The sequence below is a fragment of the Propionibacterium cyclohexanicum genome (assembly GCF_900111365.1).
Taxonomy (GTDB): domain Bacteria; phylum Actinomycetota; class Actinomycetes; order Propionibacteriales; family Propionibacteriaceae; genus Propionibacterium; species Propionibacterium cyclohexanicum.
In genome coordinates this window covers 25,426-46,262 of record NZ_FOGZ01000023.1, presented here as the reverse complement: position 1 = coordinate 46,262, position 20,837 = coordinate 25,426, and the positions used below count along the sequence as shown (strand labels likewise).

The window sequence follows — 20,837 nt, the reverse complement described above, 5'->3', positions numbered from 1 at the left end:
ATCCTCGGAAGGCCTCGGCCACTATCCGGGCACCGACGCGCCGCGCCCTCCCACCACGGCTGCTGCGTCGCCTACACCCTCATCTGGGAAGAGCCGTATTCGAGCTCCTTCGCAGGGAACTCGAGTTGGGTGTACGTCACGGCAGCTCTGAGTGCTAACTGGATGTCCTCGCTCTCCCCTAGAGCGAGGGATAGGTTAACGCCATGAGACGGAGCGGTTCGATAGCGAATGAGTCCGGGATACAAGCGTTCGATATGCATGGCGCGCGCATCGAGTTGCACTCCGGCTACGTACGGGTGCTCACATCTGGCCGGCCGAGAAGGAGGGCCCATGGTGCGCGCGAGGTTCACGTCCCTCTGGATGCACTCACTGATATCAGCCTCGTAAAGGCGGGTCTGTTGTCGAAGGGCCGGATTGTTTTATCCACCGCAGACCGTCAGACCCTCGTTCGTTTCCGCCGCGTGTCCACAAGCCATGCACAAGCGATGGTCAATGCGATCGAACGAGCGATCGCGGCACAACGGAATCCCGGCCTGACGCCGATCTCACGGATCGATGCGCCGGTTGCCGTGAGCGAACCGGGCCCACACCCAGCGCAGAGTGCGTCACGGTCGGGAACGATCGATCTCACCGATGAGTTCCGGCGGGCATTGAGCATCCTGAACCATGGCGGGAGCATGTTCCTCACCGGTAAGGCCGGCACCGGTAAGTCAACGCTGATCCGGTACTTCATGGCCCACACTCGCCGCAAAGTCGTAGTGGTGGCTCCCACTGGCATCGCCGCCCTCAACGTCGGCGGCCTGACGATCCACCGGCTCTTCAGCTTCGGCCCGTCGACCACCCTCGATGATGTCCAGACAGGTCACTACCGCCCGGGTCGCTTTGCCGAAGTCATCAAGGGCATGCAGACGCTCATCATCGATGAGGCTTCGATGGTCCGCGCTGACCTGTTCGACCGAGTCGAGGCCGCGCTGCGGCGGTTTGGGCGTCGCCCGGGCAAGCCGTTCGGTGGGGTGCAGGTAGTGCTTGTTGGTGACCTGCTCCAGCTCCCCCCGGTCGTGACAGACCCCGAGCGGGCCTGGCTCGAGGGGCTATACGAGACGCCGTACTTCTTCTCAGCCAAAGCCTTTACGCGCAAGGCGTTTCCCACGGTCCAACTCACCACGGTGTTCCGGCAGCTCGGAGACCAGCGCCTGACGGACCTCCTCAATGCGGTACGTGAAGGCGTGCTCGTGGATGAGATGCGTGACGAACTCAACACACGCACTGACGCCGATTTCATCCCACCCGACGACGAGTTCTGGCTGCGGGTCGCTCCGACCAACCGCGTCGTGACGGCCCGCAACCGAAAAGCACTGGAACGGCTCGATGGCAGGCTCTATGTTCACGACGCCACCGTGACCGGCGACATTTCAACCTTCGACGCGCCGGTCGAGGATCGGGTGGAGTTCAAGATCGGTGCCCAGGTGATGCTCCTCAACAACGACGATCGTGGCCGGTGGGTCAACGGCTCACTGGGCAAGATCACCGGCGTCGCCGACGACGGCGCGACGGTGCTGGTTGCGCTCAACGGAGGGGAGACGGTCGACGTCAGGCCATACTCATGGGACGTGACCATCCCGCAGGTCGCGGGCGGCGCGATGCGCCGCGTCCCCGTTGGCACCTTCACTCAACTCCCCATCAAGCTTGCCTGGGCGATCACGATCCACAAGGTTCAGGGCCAGACGCTCGACCGGCTCATCGTCGACCTCACCGGAGGCACATTCGACTACGGGCAGGTCTACGTGGCCCTCAGCCGCGCGACGTCTATGAACGGCATCGTGCTCACTCGAAACGTCCTCGCCAAGGACTTGCGCACCGACCGGCGCGTTCTTCGGTTTCTCGCAGAAGCCACCCAGCACGTGGCCGAACGGCACGTTGGCGTTGGGGTGCTGACCGTCGGTGCCGAGGACCGGTGGTCGCGACCCCGGCCGATCGAGATCGCTTTGGCCTTCGACGACGGCACCAGCCTCTCCACGCTCATCAACCCCGAACGAGACCAGTCCGGGGCGAGAGAGGCGTACGGCATCACGGTCGACGACACCGCGCTTGCCCCCAAACTCGTTGAGGCCTGGTCGGTACTGGCTCGACTGGTTAAGGGGATGACGCCGATCGGAGTCGGCATCGACGAGTCGCTAGGGACAATCGACTTTGAACTCAAACGGCAAGGCTTGGTGCACGCGCTGCCGCTGGGAATCAATCTTGACCCCGAGACACTTACTCCCGGGGAGCGTGCTGAATGCGAGGCACCTACGGCGCTGCGCCGCGCACGCGCCGCACTCGCGGCGCACCAACGCCTCGGCGGTAGCGGCGGAACCACATTCGCCCCTCCCGAGTTCGACGAGCAGATGTCCTATCTGCTCTCCCGAGATGATTTCGCCGTACCCCGCAGCGATCCTGCGCTTGGGGAACTGCTCACCATCAGCCAAATTCTGAGCGGCGCCATCCTCAAGGCAAAGACACCGCAGACCGCCTTCGACGTCGATAAGGGCATCGTGCGAGCAGCCATCGCCGCCCGACTGGCGTCGGTGATCGGCAACTCTGCCGGACTCGCACCTTCGCTGATCGAACGACTGAGGCTGCTCGAACCGCTGCTGGGCGAAGCCGTCGTGCCCGCTGAGACCGCTTCGACCACCACTGATCTTTCCCAGGTGGTGTTCCTGGGTGCGCGGGTCTGCTTCACCGGGGACGCCTTCGATATGCATGGACGGCCCTTGGCGAGGGCCGAACTGAAGCGGTACACCACGTCGATCGGTCTAATCCCTGTGGAGTCTGTGACCAAGAGCGGGTGCGATCTGCTGGTGGCTGCTGAACTGGGCACACAATCCAACAAGGCCCGGGCAGCCGCAAAATGGGGGAAGCCGGTCATCAGCGTCTCCCAGTTTCTCCAGGCACAAATCAGGCCGGAACATCCCGCCGAGGTGCCCTCGCCACAGCGGCCCCAGAACCCCACAAATAACCTCAGGAACGAGCCACAGGGCCTGCTGCATGGATAGGTGGCATCTGTTTTGACTTTCCTAAATCGCGGGCTGCGTGACCACAACCTCTCAACTACCTGCGCGGGAATCCCCGGTTGCGCTGTCAGCTCGCCACCTCGCAGTGGAGCGGTTCCTCTCACCTGAAGACACCACATCTCGCCTCCGTACCTGCTCTTGCTATCGTTCTGTTATCAGAACGAATGGGTGCGCGATGAACGATTCTCTGGCCGTTCGGCTTCGACTGGCGCGCGAAGAGCGCGGCCTGTCGCTGTCGGAGCTGGCGCGCCGCAGCGGGATCGGGAAGGGGACTGTCTCCGAGCTGGAGAACGGCCTGCGGGGCGCCCGATTGGACACCTTGTTCGCTCTGTCCACCGCGCTGGAGATTCCGCTCGGGGCGCTGATCCCCGACCGCCCCGGCAAGGCGCCAGTCTCAGTCTCCGGCGTCTCAGTCTTCGCGACCCTACTCGGGACATGGGCCAGTGATGGGGGGACCGTCGAGGCGTATCGGGCAACCGTCTCAGCGCAAAAACAGCACTCCACTGCTCACCATGCCGGTGTGGAGGAAACCGTCACCGTGATCCGCGGCCGGGTCCGCGTCGGCACCGAAGGAGACGAACGCGACCTCCGACCCGGCGAGAGCCTCCGCTATCCCGGCGATCTGCCCCACATCTTCGTTGCCCTCGACGGTGACGCCGAGGTGATCCTCCTCATGCACTACCCCTACCCCCTTGAGACAGCGAGGCACACCCCATGACCATCGAGAAGCCCTTGCCACAGCGCAGTCAGGTCGTCCAGCAGCGCCTCGACAAGGCTGGAATTCCCGGGCGAGTACGCGAGTTGCCGGATTCCACCCGCACCGCCGCGGATGCCGCGTCCGCGCTCGATTGCGAGGTGGGAGCGATCGCGAGCAGCCTGCTCTTCCTCGCCGACGGCCAGCCGGTTCTGGTGATGACCAGTGGCCGGCATCGCGTTGACACCGACCATCTTGCACGACAGCTCGGCGCGACATCGGTGACGATGGCACCCGCGAAGCTCGTGCGCGAGATCACCGGACAAGCGATCGGCGGTGTCTCGCCCGTCGGTCACCCTGCACCGGTGCGGACCGTCGTCGATGAAGCCCTTGAGGACTACGAGGTCATCTGGGCGGCGGGCGGCACGCCACACACCGTGTTCCCGCTCACCTTCGCCGACCTCGTCGCAATCACCGGCGGCACTCCGATCCGCGTCGCCGAAGACTGAGGACGCCTGGGCGCTGCGGGGGCGCCGTGGACGAGGCCTGGTCAACGAGCTCCTCACCGGCAGGGGCTGCGTCGCACTCGCGCCTGACATGCGCGCATGGCCCCTCGCTGGTCCACAGCGATGGTCCACAGCGGGCTACTTCTGCTCTGCCTCGTCCATATGGAACGAGGGCAGATAGGAGATGCCCACGAGCAAGCCTTCCGGGCTCAGCAGACGCGCAGTCGTCTGGCCCCACGGCTCCTCGTGAGCGTCCACCAAGATCTCCTGCCCCTTGGCTCGCAGCTCGTCGACTGCGTCCGCAACGGCCCGGGGCGACGACACTTCCAGCTCGATCCACGCCTGCGGGACAGGCCTTTGTGCGGGCCACTCGTCGGTTCCGAAAGTCGCCTGCGCCGCCTGGCTCAGCGGCCACAACGCGAAAGCCCTGGCCCCGCCCAGATCAGAGGCGTGGTAATAGTCCGGCGCGAGCTCATCGAACGTGATCCCCAATCTCCGCGACCAGAAGTCGACCATGGAACTCGGCTCGGCTCCAATCGGCCCGAAGCCGGCAATGAATGCGATCTCCATCACCGAAGGCTACCCAACCTGGCCGCATACCTGCCCCAGCAGGCGCACGACCCAAATGCCTTTCACCTCCGCGCTCGACAAGTCGGCGTGGGACTGGACGATGATGCTCATGATCCCGGACTGGCTGGACGCGGCGCATGTCGAGGCCGCGCGAGAGCAGGCGCGCGCAGCCTCTCGCCCGGCGCGCCTGGACGAGGTGCGCTTCGAAACCCTCGACGAAGGGCGCTGCATCCAGACTTTGCACATCGGCTCGTTCGACGACGAAGGTCCCGCTCTCGAGCGGATGCACGACGAGGTGATCCCCTCCCAGGGTCTGCGCCGAGCGGGAAAGCACCACGAGATCTATCTGAGCGACGTCCGCCGGACCGCCGCGGCCAGGCAGCGCACGATCCTGCGTCAGCCCATCGCACCCGCAAACTAGCCGCCGCTCACTGGCCGGCTTCCTACCGGGCTCGCCTCTCGACGACAGTGCCCGAGGCGAACCCCGGACGCTATCGCCGCCGAGGCACGAACTTCGGCCCGCCCTTGCCGCGAGCCATGACGATATCGACGTCGATGCCGAGCCGGTTCAGGAAGTCCCGGTCGTGGCTCACCACGAGGAGGGCTCCCCGGTAGGTGGACAGGGCCTCGACGAGCCGGTCGACGGAGGCGATGTCGAGATTGTTCGTCGGCTCGTCGAGGACGAGGAGCTGGGCGGGCGGGTCGGCCAGGAGGAGCCGGGCGAGGGTGACCCGGAAGCGTTCCCCACCCGACAGCGTCGCCACCGGCCGGTACACCTGGTCACCGCGGACGAGGAATCTGGCGAGGCGATTGCGCAGGTCGGGGATCGAGGTTTCCGGCGCCCCCGCAGCCACGGCATCGAGGACCCTCGCGCCGTCGTCGAGCAGGTCGAGTCCCTGGGGCAGGTAGGCGACGCGCCCGGTGAACAACCCTCGGCCCGCGAGGAGCGCGCGAAGCGCCGTCGTCTTTCCGATTCCGTTGGGGCCGGTGAGCGCGACACGTTCGGGGCCGGCGATCACGTATCCACCGATCTCTGCGATGCGCCGGCCTGCGGGAACATCGGGGTCGGGAAGGTCGATAACGATGCGCTCGTCGTCGCGGACAGCTCGCTCGGCCGCCTCGACCGCGACCCGAGCGGCGTCCTCCTTGCCGGCGAGCAGGCCGCGGCGCGCGCCCTGGGTCTTCTCGGCGGAGTTGCGCCGCCTGTCGATGGCGGCGGGCACGAAGGCGCGGTTCGCGGCGTCCTTGCGGCCCCGACGCTGAGAGTGGGCGATCTTCTCCTCGGCCTCGATCCGCTGCCGCTTCTCCTTGCGCAGTGTCGCCTCGGCGTCGCGAAGCGTGCGGAGCGCGGCCCGTTGCCGAGTGTCGAGGAAGGACTCGTAGGCGGAGTATGTGCCGCCGAAGGTCGCCAGCGACCCGCCACGCAGTTCGGCCGTGTCGTCGACCAATTCGAGCAGGGCCCGGTCGTGGGAGACGACGATGAGCGCACCTGTCCAGGAGGAGATGAGTTCATAGAGGCGTTCACGGGCCTCGGTATCGAGATTGTTGGTGGGCTCGTCGAGCAGCGCGACATCGGCGCCGCGCAGCCGCACGCCGGTCACTGCGGCCAGCATCGCCTCCCCACCCGACAGCGTCGCGGTCGTCCGGCCGAGATCTGTCGGCACACCGATCGCGGCAAGTGCCGCCGCGGCGCGTTCTTCGATGTCCCACCCGTTGTCCCCGACGATGTCGAACAGATGAGGGGACGCGTCTCCGCTGGTGATCGCATGCACCGCATCGAGGATGGCCCGAACACCCAGCAGATCGGCGAGCGTCTCGCCGGCGTCGAAGCGCTGGGGCAGATAGTCGGCGATCCCATCGATCGAGATCGACCCGGCCGAGGGTGCAAGGTGGCCGGCGATGAGGCGCAAGAGGGTGGACTTGCCGCTGCCATTGGGCCCGACCAGGCCCGTACGGCCGGTGCCGAAGGAAGCGGACACGCCGCTGAGAACAGCCTGGCCGTCGGGCCAGGAAAAGGACACGCCCGTGAGAACGACGGACGCTGGTGTCATTGACATGGGGATACTCCAGAGTCGGCGGCGGTGCGCCGACCCGCCTCATCCCGTCGCGGGGGGGCGGTGGCGCGCGGTCAGGCGGCTGGAGTGTCCGTCATATCTCTTCGCTCTCTGCCAGCCCCTGTCACGCGCGGCTCGACCCGCAAGGCTCTGGGCAAGATTACTCCCAAGGGGACGGCCGGGAAACCCGCGCCGCGCACCGCCCAACGGTGACGCTGACGCTCAGTCCACCTCGCCGCCAGAGACCTTAAGCTCCACGCTCAGCTGATCGGCGTCGAGTTCGGCGAGCGACTGGCGCAACGCCGCCGAGCTGTATCTGCCCGAAGCGGCGACGTCCACGAGGCGGCTTCGCATCGCCTTGATCATCGCCAGCCGCAGCTCGAGTGCCTCGTGCGTGACAGCGGTGGTGTTGTCGTCGGGCGGCATGGTGAGTCCCGTCTCGACTCGGCTCAGGAACTCCGGATCGAACGGGCTGCCGTCGCGTCTGCGAAGTCCGGGCTCCTGCAGCAGCGCGATGGCGGCGACCCGCAGCTCGTCCTGCAGCGCCTCGTCTTCTTGGTCTTGTGCCTTGGTCTCCTCACCTCCGCCACGGATCCGCAGCGCACGCACCAGCGGGGTAAGGGTGAAGCCCTGCAGCATGAGACTGGCCAGGGCCACCATGAATGCGACGAACACGAGCAATTCCCGCTGTGGCGTGTCGGTCGGCAGGGTCTGGGCGGCGGCCAAGGTCACCACGCCGCGCATTCCCGCCCAGACGATCACCGCGCCGTGTTTCCATCCCAGCCGGGAGGCACGGTAGTAATCGAGATCCGCTGCGATACGGGTGAAGCGCCGGCGGATGGACTCGCCCCACCTGCGCAACGCTGCGGCGTCTGTGGAATGACGCGCTGCCGTCCTGCCCCTGGCGACCGATTCAAGATGAGCGCCGAGGCGGGCGATGTCGTCCGAGGAGAACCGGTCGGCGCGGCGTCCTTGGCCCCAGATGATCACCACCACATACACTCCCCGGACCAGGAGCAGGATGCCGAGCGCGGCGAGCGCGAGCCAGGTGCCGCGCCACAGGCCCTCGTGCTCGGTGAGGTTCTTGTCGACGACCTCGTTGAGCTCGAGGCCCATGATCAAGAAGACGCCGCCCTCCAGGATCAACTCGACGGTCCGCCAGTTCAGACGGTCGGAGAGCCTCTGCTCCGGCGTCAGCCAGCGCGCGGCCCCCTGCCCGGTCACGATGCCGACGACGACCGCGGCCACCAGTCCCGAGCCGCCCATCGCATCGGTGGGCACGTAGGCGATGAATGGCGCGGCGAAGCTCAACGCCGTGTTGGCGGCGGAGTTGTTCACCCAGGCGCGCACCCGCAGATTCGCCCAGCCCACCACGGCCCCGACCACCAACGCCACGAGCACTCCCCCAAGGAACGCGCCCACGGCTGAGCCGAAGGAGAAGCCGGCGGCGATGGCGGTGATGGCAGTGCGCAGCAGCACGAGCGCCGTCGCGTCGTTGAGCAGGCTTTCGCCCTCCAGCATGGTGACGACCCGGGGTGAGATGCCGAGCCTCTTGACGATCGAGGTGGCCACCGCATCTGTCGGGCTCAGGATCGCCCCGAGTGCGATGCCGAGCGGCAGGCTCAGGCCCGGAATCGTCCAGGTGAAGAAGAGCCCGAGGATGACGGCGCTGATCACCACGAGCACCACCGAGAGCCCCGCGATGGGGGTGAAGTCGCGCCGGAATTCGATGGCGGGAAGATTGATCGCCGAGGAGTACAACAGGGGCGGGAGCACCCCGACGAGAATCCACTCCGGGTCGATGGCCGGCAGATCGGGGGTGAACGGCATGGCCGCCAGCAGCAGGCCGATCGCTACCAGCACCAGGGGCGACGCGAGATGCATCCGCTGACCCACGGCAGCCACGATCGCGATCAACACGACAGCGATGACGACGACGAACAGACCTTCCATTCCCCATCTCCCTGCCTAGCGAGCAGCCTGCGATGAACATATCCTGCCCTGACCTGGCACGGCGGCGACAAGACTGCCGCTCCCGGCGGGGCTCATGGTGGAGGCGCAGACTGCCCAGATCATCACTCGACAGGTACCGAACCGCCCACAGCCCATCCCCGCCCAGACCCTCACGTGAACCAGCCCCGGTCTCCGGGGAATACCGGCCCCAGAAGGGCTGCTGAGGTGGGCGTGAGCGAACCCGTGAAGGTGGACATCTGGTCAGACGTGCAATGCGCCTGGTGCTATATCGGCAAGCGGAAGTTCGAGGCGGCACTGGACGCGTTCGACGGCGCGGTGGAGGTCGAGTACCACTCCTTCGAGCTGTCGCCGGACACCCCGGTCGACTACGAGGGAACGCCGGCCCAGTACCTGGCGGAGCGCAAGGGCATGCCGCTGGCGCAGGTCGAGCAGATGCTGCAGCAGGTGACGTCCATCGCCGCTGAAGTCGGACTCGACTACGACTACGGCGCGATGCACCAGACCAATACCGTCAAGGCCCACGAGCTGCTGCACTATGCCAAGGCTCGGGGCCGTCAGGCCGAGGTCAAGGAGGCACTGCTGCGCGCCTACTTCATCGAAGGAGGTCACGTCGGACGCATCGACGACCTCGCCGATCTCGCGGCGGGTCTCGGCTTCGACCGGGCGGATGTCGTCCGCTCCCTCACCGAAGACGAGTACCTGCCGGCAGTGCAGGCCGATGGCGCGCAGGCCCGCGCCTATGGCATCACGGGCGTCCCCTTCTATGTCTTCGACGGCACGTACGGTGTCTCGGGAGCCCAGGAGACCTCGACCTTCGCCCAGGTGCTCACCCAGGTCTCCGGCGAGAAGGAGACACACGCATGAGCCGCCCGCCATCCGCCCCGATCCGGCTGCTCGGCGCCCCCGGCGCCGCCTGCGAGGGCAGCGCTTGCCGCCCACCGGCAAAGACCATCGCCGCGACGCCAGCCGCCGAGCCCGCGGAACCCGCCGGTGGCCAGCAGGCAGACAACCAGGAGACAGGCAACCAGGAGACAGGCAATCGGTGAGGGTCCGGCCAGCCGGGCGACCGGGCCAGCACCTTCTGCCGCGTCAGCACCCTTCGCGCTGAGGGCTCGGCTGTCCATGCCGCCGGCTCACAGCGCCTGCCGTACCGCCATGACGATGGCGTCCGCATCGAATCCGAGGCCCCGCATGTGCGCCACGAAGGCGGAGGTGAGGGCACCGGCCCGGCGCCGGCTCTCCTCGTCCGGCGCCGCGACCGGCGCAACGGTGGTGCCGTTGCGTCCCCTGGTGATGAGGTAACCCTCGGCTTCGAGTTCCCGGTAGGTGCGGGCAACCGTGTTCGGAGCCAAGGCGAGGTCGGCGGCCAGCCGGCGCACCGGGGGCAGTTTGGTGCCGGGCGGCAACTGCCGCGTGAGGATCTGCTCGATGAGCTGGCGGCGCAGTTGCTCGAAGGGCGGCTGCGAGGCATGCGGATCGATGGTCAGGGTGCTCATCGGACTGCGACTCCGTGCGGCCACAGTCGCCGCTGCTCATAGCCCTTGCGCTCACCGGTGAGCCACGAGCGCATCGGCCCTGCAGCAGCCACCGCGATGAGCGCCGAGAAGATCGCCAGGCTCGCGAGTGAGAGTGCATAGGTGAGGGGGGTTGCGCCGGGTTCTCGGTAGAAACCGGTCGTAGTGAGCCTATGGGCCACAAGGATCAGCCAGAAGGCGATGGCGAAGCAGCCGACCCCCACCACCAGATTGGCCACCTGTCGCAGTCCGATCGCCCGTTCAGCATCGTCCCAGGCCAGTTCGAGATCCGAACCGCTGCGTGCCGGGGCGGCCAGGACGCGACGCAAGGCGAGCAGGGCGAGTATCCAGGACACCAGCGCCAGGCCCGTGCCCAGCAGGCCCAGCGTGATCGCGGCTCCTCGGACCTGCGAGGGGAGGCGGAGCAGGAGCAGTGCCCCAGCGATTGCGCCGATCATCAGCACGGCGGGCATGGCCGCCAGAGCGAATCGCTCGCCGGACGTCAGATAGTCGGACAACTGCGCCGACCTCGGTCTGGCCACCACAGGCGTGTCAGAGAGTGGCGAGGGACGATGTGTGGCCATCGTCCACGCACCGCCGAAGGCTGTCCCCGCGCCGGCCAGGGCAAAGACGAGCGCTCCTGCTTCGGTTCCGGTGCCGTCGATGAGGACCGCGGCCAAACCCCCCAGCGTGATGGCGAGGACCCCGCCGATCACCATGCCCCGCTCACGGCGCCGGATCCTGTCGATCACCGGCCCGGCCACCTCATCGGTCAGCGGCAGCCCGGCGGCCGCTGCATACCCTTCGAGCGCCTCGCGCGCCGGAATCCTCTTGCCTCCCCTGGTGAGCGAGACGGCTGGCAGCACGACACACACCAGCGCGACTGCGATCCACAGTGCAGTGTTCATCAGCCTCCCCCTTCGTACCAATACAACTAATGTACTGGTACAAATCTCATGCGGCAAGGGCCTCGGTTCTTCGTCCTGCAATGAGCTGGCTGCCCGTAACCACATCACGCCGTGCCCACATCACGGCCATCGTGCCCGGCCACCACGAGACCGAGCAAGGCCCCGAGGCGCGCAGCCCGATCCCAGCCAGGCACGGCCCTCACCGCGGTCTCCGCGGTGCCTTGCCGGTCTCCATGAGGAGATGACGCGCGGTGGCCGCGGGAACCCCGAAGGCCTCGCGAAAGGCACGATTCATGCTGGCCCGGGAGCCGAATCCGCTCGCATGGACCACCTCGTCGAGTTGCACCGCGGGTTCGGCGGACAGCAGTGACATCGCATGCTCCACCCGAGCGCGCCTGATCTCCCGGCTGACCTGGAGATCGTGTCGGCCAAAAGTGCGATCGAGCGTGCTGCGTGATACCCCACACACCGCGGCCAGCTCAGCCGGACCGAAGGAGGGATGGCGGAATCTCTTGTGCAATTCGCTCTGTGCTGTGGCGAACAGACGTTCGGGTGGCCTCGTGACAGTGGCTGCGGCGGCGAGAGCCCGGGCGACCTCCCGAGTGAGCGATCGCAAGGTGGCCAGATCTCCTTCGAGATTCGAAGCAGTCGATGGCTCATGGGCCGCGGCCAGCAGATAGGAATATGCCGCTCGGAAAACAATCGAGGCCGGCGTGATATCTCCTACCGTGTCACGCGTCAGCCTATGGGGCGAGATCTCCTCCTCGTCAAAGGAGAAGAACACCATCTCGCTGGGCTCGCGTGTGCGAATGGTGGCCGACTCCGAGCCCGGGAAGATGATGCAGAGCCCGCCACCATCGGACGTCCAGTACTGCGCGTGCCCTCCGATCTCAAGGCAACCCCGGCTCACGAAGATGAACAGGAACCTGCGCCGAGCGGTAATCCGCTGTCTCGTCCATTCCACAGCAAAGTCTGGCGTCGCCATCCGGACGATGATGAAGGTGCTGAACCGTAAGGCCTGCATCCGCAGCCTCAGGGGATCGCCAGCAAGGACCCGGATCCCCGCGCCTTCGAAGAAGGCATGGATCCCTTCCGATCCGGCCCCAGTTTCCGGGTTGTGCGAGAACCGCATGGGACCGACGAGATCGAGCCATCCTCGGGAGGTATCGCGCGGCAGGAGGACCTGGTGTCTGAGCATGGCAGTGGCGTCCAATGGAGGGAGTGTCCATGCACACGATCGGTGGGCAGTGGACGCAGGGGTATCGCAGAAAAAGAGCGTCGGGCAGTTCATCAGGCGCTCGACGAAGCGCGTTCAGAGGCAGTATCGATATACCACTGTGTGCTTCACGCCTTTGCGCGGCGGGCGCCTCATGGCGGGGCCCGTGCGAAGTGCTCTCGTGGGCGTGGTTTCGCCGGCCGGTGTCGCCACAGACGCGATTCACCGAGGCCTGCCACCGGATATCGACTCGATCCGCTGGCAGGCTCACCCTGGTGCGCGTCCTGCCAGCGGCGTGGCCACGAGGAGTTATGGCGTGTATGGGGTGGGAGCCTCCGAGAGCAGGATGGAGCTGGGGATCGTCAGGACCGGACCCACCATGGTGACGGTCTGGCCGTTCACGGTCACAAATCGACGAGTGACGGTGACGACGTTTTCATAGAAGGGTCCGGGGGATCGGAAGTAGGCTTCCGTGGGGATCTCGACGACCGTGCCAGTAGCGACGATTGGATCCGTATAATCGGTCCGGAGAACATTGTAGGTGACACCGCCGACGGTCTCGGTCTCCCCTGTTGCAGCGAGCGTCGTCCACAACGGATTGCTTCCGTCCATCGCTGTGAACGTCGGGAGTGGCCAATTCGTCGCGAGGAGCACTTCGAAGTAGATATTCGTCACGACATCGCCTGGCTCGGTGCCCGTGACACGGAAGTAATGACTCTGCTTCTTCGACGTGTCGTACTGCAAGGCTCCGGCCGATGGGTCACCATACCTCTCCGGGTACCAGCCCGTGCCGAATTGGGATTCGATCTTGAATTCCCTTTGCGGTGCCGCCGAAGCGGCCGCCAGCGGGGAGACGGCTGTCATGGCGATAACAGGAATCGACCAGGATGCCGCCGAAACGATCGTGCGACGTGAAACAGCATGCCGGGTTTCATCCTGAGGGGTTTCCGCTGGATGTTCCATAAGAGCTCCTTTCGGGAGATGTGTCGCACGACAGCCTGCATGAAAGTGCAGATCCTCCAGCGGCGCCATTAATCGTTTGCGGTGAACTGGCGAGAATCCTGACGCGAAATGCATAGCGGGTGCGCGCCAGAAGATCCCGGGCGCTTCGTGCCGCCCGCCGCTGCGGCGAGCGGGCCTGACCAGGCACCATTGCCTGCGGGGCCGCGGAGTGCGCGCTGCGCGGCCCTCGACACGGTCGCCGGGTAGGTCACTATCTCCTGGAAATCAAGATCGGTGACGTGGAATGTAGTTCCGCGTCACCGAGTTGAGTCAGATGTCGCGCGCATCGGGTGCGCACCCACTGACGAAAGGTCGATTCATGACGAACATCAGCATCATTGGCACCGGCACCATGGGCAAGGCACTGGCGCAGCTGTTCACGAGGTCCGGTTCTGATGTCCAGCTCATCAGCCACGAAGAGGCACCCGGTACGATCCAGGGCGAGATCGTCGTCCTGGCCGTGCCCTACCCGGCCCTCGCCGACCTCGCCTCCACAGCGGCATCGCAGCTGGACGGGCGCATCGTCGTCGACATCACCAATCCGGTCGACTTCTCCACCTTCTCGCCGATCAAGCCCGAAGCAGGCAGCGCGACCGCCGAGCTGGCCGCTGCACTGCCGACAGCGCACGTCCTCAAGGCCTTCAACACAAACCTGGCCGCCACGCTGGCTGCTGGCACGACCGGGCCGGCCCCGGTGTCCGTGCTCATCGCAGGCGATGACGAGAGCGCGAAGAAGACCCTCAGCGAGGCGGTGACTGCCTCGGGAGCGTCCGCATACGAAGTCGGCGGACTCGCCCGCGCCGCCGAGCTCGAAGCCGCCGGCTATCTCCAGATCGCTCTGGCGGCCTCCGGGCAGATCGGCTGGACGAACGGCTTCGCCCTCTACAAGTGAACCGGCGCGGTGGGTGGGGCCGCGCAGATCAGGCGGCCCCACTCGAGCGCAGGAGAGAGGAAGCTCGGTGACGGCGTTGACGGCGGTATTCCAGGACCTGGTGCGCGTGGAGATTCGCCTCTGGAACGCCCTTGACGCGCGGCTGCGCACGGAACTGGGCCTCACCCTCACCTTCTACGAGTTGCTCGACATCCTCGAGGAAACCGGGAGCTGCCGAGTAGCCGACCTTGCCGAGAGCCTCGCCGTCACCTCCAGCGGCACCAGCCGGATCATCGATCGGATGGAAGGCGAGGGCCTGGTGCGCCGGGCGGCCAATGCCGCTGACCGGCGGTCTTCTCTCATTGACGTCACCACTCGGGGGCGCCGCAAGCACGATGAGGCGGCAGCTGTCGTCGAGGCCGTCCTCGCCGAATTCATCCTTCCCCACCTCGACGCCCCCAGCATCCGCGGCCTCGGCACAGCGCTCGAGGCGCTCCGCGAGGCCACTGCGGGATGAGCTGCAGGCCCCGGCGAGGACCGAACCGTCTCCTCAGCGTCCTGGCAGGGCCATTGCCGCCGAATCGCGCACCAAGCCCTCCAGCTGCGCGGACAGGGTCTCGATGGAGTCCACCTCGACGGGGAACGGCGCGAACACCGTCTCGGTGGACTCGGCACCCACCTTCACCAGGACCATCCCGGTGCGGTCGACATCGGCGCAATAGACCCTGTCCCCGATGTGGACGCAACCCTCACGGAGCGGGCGGCGGGTGAGCTCTCGTCCGGGCAGCAATCCGCACGAGACGGCATCGGTGATCCGGCACAAGGTCTCCTCGCCACACGCCAGCACCTCGTGATACGCGTCGAGTTCCTCGTCAGTGCAGGGAAAGGGCGCCGTGGCGGTAGAGCCGGCCAGGCACTGGCGCAGATCCGACAAGGCCACCGGCGTGATGCCGGTGGCGTCGTGCACGAGGATCCGGCGCGCCCGCACAATCCCCAGACGCCCGTTCTCACCGGCTGCAATGGCCGCCACCTGAACCGGCAGCTCGTCCGTCACCAGCATCTGGGTCGATTCGCACTCGGGCACCCACTCCAAGGTGCCCAACGCGTGGACAGCGGCCGAGTTGATGCGCACGGAAGGATCGGCCGCGTCCTTGAGGATGCTCAGCCGCACCTCGACTGGCTGCGCGTCGAGGAGAGGATCGTCGGGCTGGTGCGCCGGCGAGCAGGTCGCCACGACCAGTTCGCCGTGGGTGGTGACCCCGTGAACCAGCGAATCGATCGTGGTGCATGGGGCCCACCGGTAGGCGACCAGTCGGGCGCTGCCCGAACCCGCCAGCAGACGGCAGGCAATCGATCTCGTGCGCGACACCGAGCTGCTGGTATCGCACGGACGCGGTGCGGGGGAAGATGGCTCCATGGCTTGCCGTCCTTCATCACAGTAACTTAGGTAAGCCTAAGCTGTGCGGAGACGATTCCCAATCGCCCTGCTCACCACGTGGGACGACCCCGTCCAGGCCTCAGCCATCAACCCAGCGCCGGACTGCCCATCGCCACGGGAACATGCGCTCCGTACCCGAGCTCGCGCAGCGCACGGCGGACCCGCTCGGTGGCCGCATCGAGCTCGGCGGGAGGAACCTCCTTGCGCGCCCTGCTGAAACTCAGTTCGGCCTCGCCCCAGGCCGGCAGGACGTGCAGGTGCAGGTGCGGGACCTCGAAACCGGCGACCAGGAGCGCAGCGCGGGGCGCGTCGAATGCCTTCTCGCAGGCCTGGCCGACCGCCTTCGCCACGCTCATGAGATGGCCGAGCAGTTCGTCGGGCGCCGACGTGTACTTGGGCACCTCCACCCGGGGCACGACGAGCATGTGGCCATCGCTGATGGGTTCGATGGTGGCGAAGGCCACGGCCTGCTCGTCGGCCCAGGCGAAACGCCCGGGAAACTCACCCTCGATGATCTTGGTGAAGACAGTGCTCATGGGCCCATCGTGGCACGTGGTGACACCCGAGGGGCGCCAGCCTCCCTACGATGCGCGCGATGACCTTACGCCGGCATTGCGGTTCTCGCGCCAGCGCTCGCCGGCCTCACGCCATCGCCGTCGTGCTGCGCCTCCACCGCGACGACGGTCACCAGATGCGCGTGCGCCCGCGACATCGTCACCGAGCGCGTGGTGCCGGAGACGACACAGGTGACGTCGCTGGCCATCGGGGAAGAGTCCCGGAGCACGAGCGTGGTACCGATACCCACCCCGTTGGCGGTGAGATAGCGCAGCAGCTCGGGTTTCCGGTCCGAAACGCGCGCCACCCGGACGCGGGCGCCATCCTTCAGCGCGTCGAGGGGCTGGCCGCCAGCCCTGGTGATCTCCCCATCGGCACTGGGGATCGGATCGCCGTGCGGATCATGGGTCGGATGGCCAAGCTGGCCTTCCATCCGGTCGATGAGCTTGTCGGACACCGCATGCTCCAGCGCATCGGCCTCGTCGTGCACCTCGTCCCAGGAATAGCCGAAGATCTCCACCAGGCCCGTCTCCAGAATCCGATGGCGCCGCACCATGCGCAGCGCATCCTGACTTCCCTTGCCCGTGAGCGCGATGGCGCCATAGGGCTGATGGCTCAGCAGTCCCGCATCGACAAGGCGGCGCACCATGTCCGAGACCGTGGAGTTGCCCAGGCCAAGGCTCTTCGCCAGCTCGGTGTTGGTCACCGGATCGACGCCCCGCTCGGCCAGACCCCAGATCACCTTGAGGCATTGCTCCTGTGGAGGAGTGAGCACGGTGGGCTTCGAGGACATGGGCCCAGAATACGTGTAATGTGTCCTGTGAGGTTTCGTGTGAACGAACTTCAAGCTTCCGGGATTCGGAATTCGAGGGTGAGAAGGTGCCATGACCGTCGGCGAGGATCTCAAGCCACCGGCACCCACGGCCACCAGACGCGGTGGGATCATCCGGACCGCCAATGGCCTGTCCCTGCAGGAGATCAACGGCACGGTCCGCACGCCACCCGCCAGCGCAGGCTTCTGGCGCACCCTGGCGGCCTACTCCGGCCCGGGTGCCCTCGTGGCCGTCGGCTATATGGACCCCGGCAACTGGGTCACCTCGATCGGCGGCGGCCAGCAATTCGGCTACTCGCTGCTCAGCGTCATCCTCATCTCGAGCCTCATCGCCATGCTCTTGCAGTACATGGCGGCCAAGCTGGGCATCGCCACCGGCATGGACCTGGCGCAGGCCACCCGCGCGCACACCGGCCCCAGGGCCGGCATCGCCTTGTGGATCGTCACCGAGGCGGCGATCATGGCCACCGACATCGCGGAGGTGATCGGGGCCGCCATCGCCCTGCACCTGCTCTTCGGCCTGAACCTCGTGGCCGGGGTGCTCATCACGGTGGGTGACGTGCTGATCCTGCTGCTCCTCCTCATGGTCGGATTCCGCAAGATCGAGGCCATCGTCGCCACGCTCATCCTCACGATCATGGCGGTCTTCGCCTACGAGGTGTGGATCGCCGACCCCAGCCTTCCCAAGCTCTTCGCCGGTTTCATTCCCACCCCGCAGATCCTCCACGCCTCGCAGCTGACGATGGCCCTGGGCATTGTCGGTGCCACCGTGATGCCCCACAACCTCTACCTGCACTCCTCCATCGTCCAGTCGCGCGACTTCGACAGGCGCAGCGAGGACGGCCGTGCCCGCGCCCTGCGCTTCTCGACCATCGACTCGAACATCCAGCTGTCGATGGCGTTCGTCATCAACTGCCTGCTGCTGTTGCTCGGCGCTGCACTGTTCTACGGTTCCAGCCGGGACCTGAGCACCTTCGGTTCGCTCTACTCGGCGCTGAAGGATCCGAGCATCACCGGGAGCGTCGCGAGCCCCGTCCTCAGCACGCTGTTCGCCGTAGCACTGCTGGCGTCCGGGCAGAATTCCACCATCACCGGCACGCTCACCGGCCAGGTGGTCATGGAGGGCTTCATCCGACTGCGCATCCCGCTGTGGATGCGCAGGATGGTCACCCGCTTGCTCGCTGTGATCCCGGTGCTCATCTGCACCCTGGCATTCGGCGGCTCCGAGACTGCCCTGGACAACCTGCTCGTCGGCACGCAGGTCTTCCTCAGCATCGCGCTGCCCGTCTCGATGGTGCCGCTGGTCTACTTCACCGGCTCCCGGCGCATCATGGGGCGGCGCTTCGCGAATCGCCGCTGGGTGAGCATCCTCGGCTGGACTGCGACGGCCGTCCTCACCGTGCTCAATGTCCAGCTCATCGTCCAGACGGTGGCGGGCCTGCTGTGAGGGCACGGCTCCCCGGGCGCCCGAGTCCCTCGCGCGGCGGCCACGGCATCCGCGCTATCCTGACCGCGCGGGCCTCGCAGCGCCCCCAGCCCCGGCGCCGAAACTCTCGCTGACCTCGGAGGAAGAGATGACCAAGCGACTGCTGAGCCTTCTCGGTATCAGTGGCGTCATGATCGCGGCAGTCATCGTGCACCGCCATCGCGAGCTCGCCCATGAGGCCGAGCTGTGGCGCGCGGCCACCGATCCGATCGACTGAACCTCGCCGGTACGCCTGATCCGGGCTCTCAATCGCCTGGACGCAGGGTCTGCTTCCTGGTGCCTGCCGTCCAGTCGAGCACGAGACGGTTTCGGGCACTCTCCACGCGCAACGCCCTGGGATACCTGGGTGCCTCGACGACATGGCTGGAGTAACGCGGGTAGTCGGTGTCCACCTTCTTCCGGTTCACCAGGAAGTCGCCTCCCCACTCCAGCTCGTAGATGCCATATGCCGTGGCCAGACGCAGAAAACCATTGTCGAGGCTGATCCAGTACTCCTTGAGCCGCTGCACGAAACCCATCAGTGATCCGAACTCCCACTCGTCCGCGCAGATCACGGCATAGCCGATCCGCACCCCGCGTTGGACGATCTCGGTTTCGCTCACGAGATCGAGCGGGGCTGTCGAGAGGATACCGATGTAGCTGCCACCGCGCCGGCCGGCAACCCAGTGGATGCCCATCCGGGTCTCGTCGAAATCCACGAACGGGAAGTAGATGTGGCTGTACAGCCGTCGGGCGCCCTCGAAACGGCCCTGACGGCCCCGCAGGTCGTACTGCACGAGAAGGACGTCATCAGACTGGGCGATGTCGGGATTGAGACCATTGCCGACCCACTCGGAAGCCTCCTGGGGCTGGTCGCTCTGGTTCATCCGGGAGCCCGCCGGCTGGTTGCCGAAGACCGAGATGCCGCCGGGGAGGCAGGCCTGCCACAGGTGGTGCCGGCCACCGAACTCTCCGGGGTGATAGCGCTGGACGCTGCTCAGCAGATAGGACGGTGTGCGGAAGGTCTGGATGTTGCCGCGCTGGACGGCGGCCCCCACGGTGACCGGATTGGCAACCGTCAAGGCCGTCCGCCTCAACGGCCAGGGAATCCTTGCCAGCTCGCCCAGGTGTGCCAGCCGGCCGTTGGTCTCCAGTCCGCATCTCGCGAAGCGCGAGACCGTGGCTTTCAGTACCGCGGGGGCCGTCAGGGCCTCCATCGACCACCAGTAGTCGAGTTGCTCATCTGGGCTGCTGCGTGGGTGCAGCGGATCGTGGGCCAGTGCCGCAGCGACCTCGTCGATGTCGAGGCCCTGCGAGCCGGTGATCCGGAAGACCTCCTCACTGCCGGCGATGTCCACGAGTGCAGCGGGCACGGTGTAGTGGTGGCGACACAGGAAGATGGCGCTCAGCTCGCGGGCATCAACCTGGGGACTCTTCCCCGCGAAGGCGGCGTCGACGACGGCCTGGGAGGGCGCGCTGGACAATCTCAGCAAGCAGTGGGCTGACGAGCGGGCCGCCGCCGAGGCGAAATGGCCGTCGAATCGGTGCAGTGCCATGTCGAGCATGAGCATGTCGAGGAGGATGCTCGCACGGCGGGTGAGGTCGTCGTCGCGGGAGTAATCGGCGAGCAGGGTGAGCGCCGCAATATCGACGACATACTCGGAGTCGGACAGCCACTCGCTGAATCCCCAGCGGAACCGGTCGTCGAGCCATTGGCGGATGCGCAGTTCGCCACGCCGCCGGTGAAGCCCTCCCGGCGCGCCGTCATTGGTGAACAGGTTGTCGGGGAAGAGCTGTCCCGCCAGATACTCGCAGGTGGCGAAGGCCAGGAGATGGCTCTCGGTCCAGCTGCACATCGAATCGGCGCCAGGCTCCTCGATGCTGTACCGAAAACCGGTGATGGAGGCATGCAGCGCGGCCCGCAGAGCGGGCTCCAGCTGCTCCGAGCACTCGAACCAGTTCTTGAGCAGCAGGAGGAGCCTGTGATCCGCGCAGTCGACGCGAGCGTCCACCGCCGCAGCCAGGCCCCGCAGCGCCGCCGTATCGAAGCCGTCCGCCGCCGCATCCGGCCACGCCAGCAGACCCGCGGGCTGCGCCTGGTCGTCGGGATCGATCGGCATCTCTGCTCCATCTGCACGCGATGGTGCTGTAGGTGTCTTCTTATGGAAAGTTTAGTTTGCGGGCA

General features: G+C 66.5%; 21 protein-coding genes. 10 read left to right on the top strand and 11 right to left on the bottom strand.

What is annotated here, in order from left to right; translation table 11 throughout:
• Positions 1-485 precede the first annotated feature (485 nt).
• The 3 genes from BMX93_RS10385 (at position 486) to BMX93_RS10375 (ending at position 4,256) form a co-directional block, all read left to right on the top strand.
• Entirely contained in the window at positions 486-3,035 is a 2,550-nt protein-coding gene (locus tag BMX93_RS10385) for an AAA family ATPase (RefSeq protein ID WP_177170190.1), read from the top strand.
• 193 nt (positions 3,036-3,228) lie between these two features.
• Positions 3,229-3,771, top strand: a complete 543-nt coding sequence (locus BMX93_RS10380; protein WP_091970792.1) for a helix-turn-helix domain-containing protein — start codon at positions 3,229-3,231, stop codon at positions 3,769-3,771.
• Complete coding sequence (locus tag BMX93_RS10375; RefSeq protein ID WP_091970790.1) at positions 3,768-4,256, top strand: YbaK/EbsC family protein; 489 nt, start codon at positions 3,768-3,770, stop codon at positions 4,254-4,256. Before BMX93_RS10380 ends, BMX93_RS10375 begins: the two co-directional genes overlap by 4 nt.
• A gap of 135 nt (positions 4,257-4,391) precedes the next feature.
• On the opposite strand, the gene BMX93_RS10370 is transcribed toward BMX93_RS10375, so the two are convergent.
• Positions 4,392-4,823 carry a VOC family protein gene (locus tag BMX93_RS10370; protein ID WP_091970808.1) on the bottom strand — a complete coding sequence of 144 codons (432 nt, stop codon included), beginning with the start codon at positions 4,821-4,823 and terminating at the stop codon, positions 4,392-4,394.
• Between the two features lie 55 nt (positions 4,824-4,878).
• Here BMX93_RS10370 and BMX93_RS10365 point away from each other — a divergent pair, with 55 nt between their 5' ends.
• Positions 4,879-5,244, top strand: a complete 366-nt coding sequence (locus BMX93_RS10365; RefSeq protein ID WP_245725828.1) for a GyrI-like domain-containing protein — start codon at positions 4,879-4,881, stop codon at positions 5,242-5,244.
• A 70-nt stretch (positions 5,245-5,314) separates the two neighbouring features.
• On the opposite strand, the gene BMX93_RS10360 is transcribed toward BMX93_RS10365, so the two are convergent.
• Both BMX93_RS10360 and BMX93_RS13345 read right to left on the bottom strand, forming a co-directional pair.
• Positions 5,315-6,880 (bottom strand): ABC-F family ATP-binding cassette domain-containing protein, encoded by a 1,566-nt coding sequence (locus BMX93_RS10360; RefSeq protein ID WP_245725827.1) that lies wholly within the window; start codon positions 6,878-6,880, stop codon positions 5,315-5,317.
• 219 nt (positions 6,881-7,099) lie between these two features.
• Positions 7,100-8,830: a cation:proton antiporter gene (locus tag BMX93_RS13345; protein WP_091970786.1), complete on the bottom strand. Its 1,731-nt coding sequence runs from the start codon at positions 8,828-8,830 to the stop codon at positions 7,100-7,102.
• Positions 8,831-9,061: 231 nt separating this feature from the next.
• Here BMX93_RS13345 and BMX93_RS10350 point away from each other — a divergent pair, with 231 nt between their 5' ends.
• Together BMX93_RS10350 and BMX93_RS10345 are read left to right on the top strand one after the other, a co-directional pair.
• A complete protein-coding gene (locus BMX93_RS10350) occupies positions 9,062-9,715 on the top strand; it encodes a DsbA family oxidoreductase (protein WP_091970804.1) in 654 nt (217 codons plus the stop codon).
• Positions 9,712-9,897: a hypothetical protein gene (locus BMX93_RS10345; RefSeq protein WP_091970784.1), complete on the top strand. Its 186-nt coding sequence runs from the start codon at positions 9,712-9,714 to the stop codon at positions 9,895-9,897. The genes BMX93_RS10350 and BMX93_RS10345 overlap by 4 nt, the downstream gene beginning before the upstream one ends.
• 87 nt (positions 9,898-9,984) lie before the next feature.
• Here the strand turns inward: BMX93_RS10345 and BMX93_RS10340 are convergent, their stop codons facing one another.
• From BMX93_RS10340 to BMX93_RS10325, 4 genes are all read right to left on the bottom strand, one after another.
• Positions 9,985-10,347 carry a GntR family transcriptional regulator gene (locus BMX93_RS10340; protein WP_091970781.1) on the bottom strand — a complete coding sequence of 121 codons (363 nt, stop codon included), beginning with the start codon at positions 10,345-10,347 and terminating at the stop codon, positions 9,985-9,987.
• The gene (locus BMX93_RS10335; protein WP_091970779.1) at positions 10,344-11,273 is read right to left on the bottom strand and encodes a hypothetical protein; all 930 of its coding nucleotides are present in this window, start codon (positions 11,271-11,273) and stop codon (positions 10,344-10,346) included. The genes BMX93_RS10340 and BMX93_RS10335 overlap by 4 nt, the downstream gene beginning before the upstream one ends.
• Positions 11,274-11,472: 199 nt before the next feature.
• Positions 11,473-12,471: an AraC family transcriptional regulator gene (locus tag BMX93_RS10330; RefSeq protein ID WP_177170187.1), complete on the bottom strand. Its 999-nt coding sequence runs from the start codon at positions 12,469-12,471 to the stop codon at positions 11,473-11,475.
• Between the two features lie 327 nt (positions 12,472-12,798).
• On the bottom strand, positions 12,799-13,452 hold the full coding sequence (locus tag BMX93_RS10325; RefSeq protein WP_143052890.1) for a hypothetical protein: 654 nt from the start codon (positions 13,450-13,452) through the stop codon (positions 12,799-12,801).
• 358 nt (positions 13,453-13,810) lie between these two features.
• Here BMX93_RS10325 and BMX93_RS10320 point away from each other — a divergent pair, with 358 nt between their 5' ends.
• Positions 13,811-14,383: an NADPH-dependent F420 reductase gene (locus BMX93_RS10320; RefSeq protein WP_091970774.1), complete on the top strand. Its 573-nt coding sequence runs from the start codon at positions 13,811-13,813 to the stop codon at positions 14,381-14,383.
• Between the two features lie 67 nt (positions 14,384-14,450).
• Positions 14,451-14,879 carry a MarR family winged helix-turn-helix transcriptional regulator gene (locus tag BMX93_RS10315; RefSeq protein ID WP_177170186.1) on the top strand — a complete coding sequence of 143 codons (429 nt, stop codon included), beginning with the start codon at positions 14,451-14,453 and terminating at the stop codon, positions 14,877-14,879.
• Positions 14,880-14,912: 33 nt separating this feature from the next.
• Here BMX93_RS10315 and BMX93_RS10310 read toward each other — a convergent pair whose 3' ends face one another.
• From BMX93_RS10310 to BMX93_RS12780, 3 genes are all read right to left on the bottom strand, one after another.
• Complete coding sequence (locus BMX93_RS10310) at positions 14,913-15,731, bottom strand: hypothetical protein (protein ID WP_143052889.1); 819 nt, start codon at positions 15,729-15,731, stop codon at positions 14,913-14,915.
• A gap of 155 nt (positions 15,732-15,886) precedes the next feature.
• Positions 15,887-16,336, bottom strand: coding sequence for an HIT family protein (locus BMX93_RS10305; RefSeq protein ID WP_091970769.1), 450 nt, complete (start codon positions 16,334-16,336; stop codon positions 15,887-15,889).
• A gap of 65 nt (positions 16,337-16,401) precedes the next feature.
• Complete coding sequence (locus tag BMX93_RS12780; RefSeq protein ID WP_177170185.1) at positions 16,402-17,148, bottom strand: metal-dependent transcriptional regulator; 747 nt, start codon at positions 17,146-17,148, stop codon at positions 16,402-16,404.
• A 91-nt stretch (positions 17,149-17,239) separates the two neighbouring features.
• Here BMX93_RS12780 and BMX93_RS10290 point away from each other — a divergent pair, with 91 nt between their 5' ends.
• Together BMX93_RS10290 and BMX93_RS13115 are read left to right on the top strand one after the other, a co-directional pair.
• Positions 17,240-18,634 (top strand): Nramp family divalent metal transporter, encoded by a 1,395-nt coding sequence (locus BMX93_RS10290; RefSeq protein ID WP_091970767.1) that lies wholly within the window; start codon positions 17,240-17,242, stop codon positions 18,632-18,634.
• 127 nt (positions 18,635-18,761) lie between these two features.
• Positions 18,762-18,890 (top strand): DLW-39 family protein, encoded by a 129-nt coding sequence (locus tag BMX93_RS13115; RefSeq protein WP_218139302.1) that lies wholly within the window; start codon positions 18,762-18,764, stop codon positions 18,888-18,890.
• A gap of 28 nt (positions 18,891-18,918) precedes the next feature.
• Here BMX93_RS13115 and BMX93_RS10285 read toward each other — a convergent pair whose 3' ends face one another.
• Complete coding sequence (locus tag BMX93_RS10285; protein WP_091970765.1) at positions 18,919-20,772, bottom strand: hypothetical protein; 1,854 nt, start codon at positions 20,770-20,772, stop codon at positions 18,919-18,921.
• Positions 20,773-20,837 lie beyond the last annotated feature (65 nt).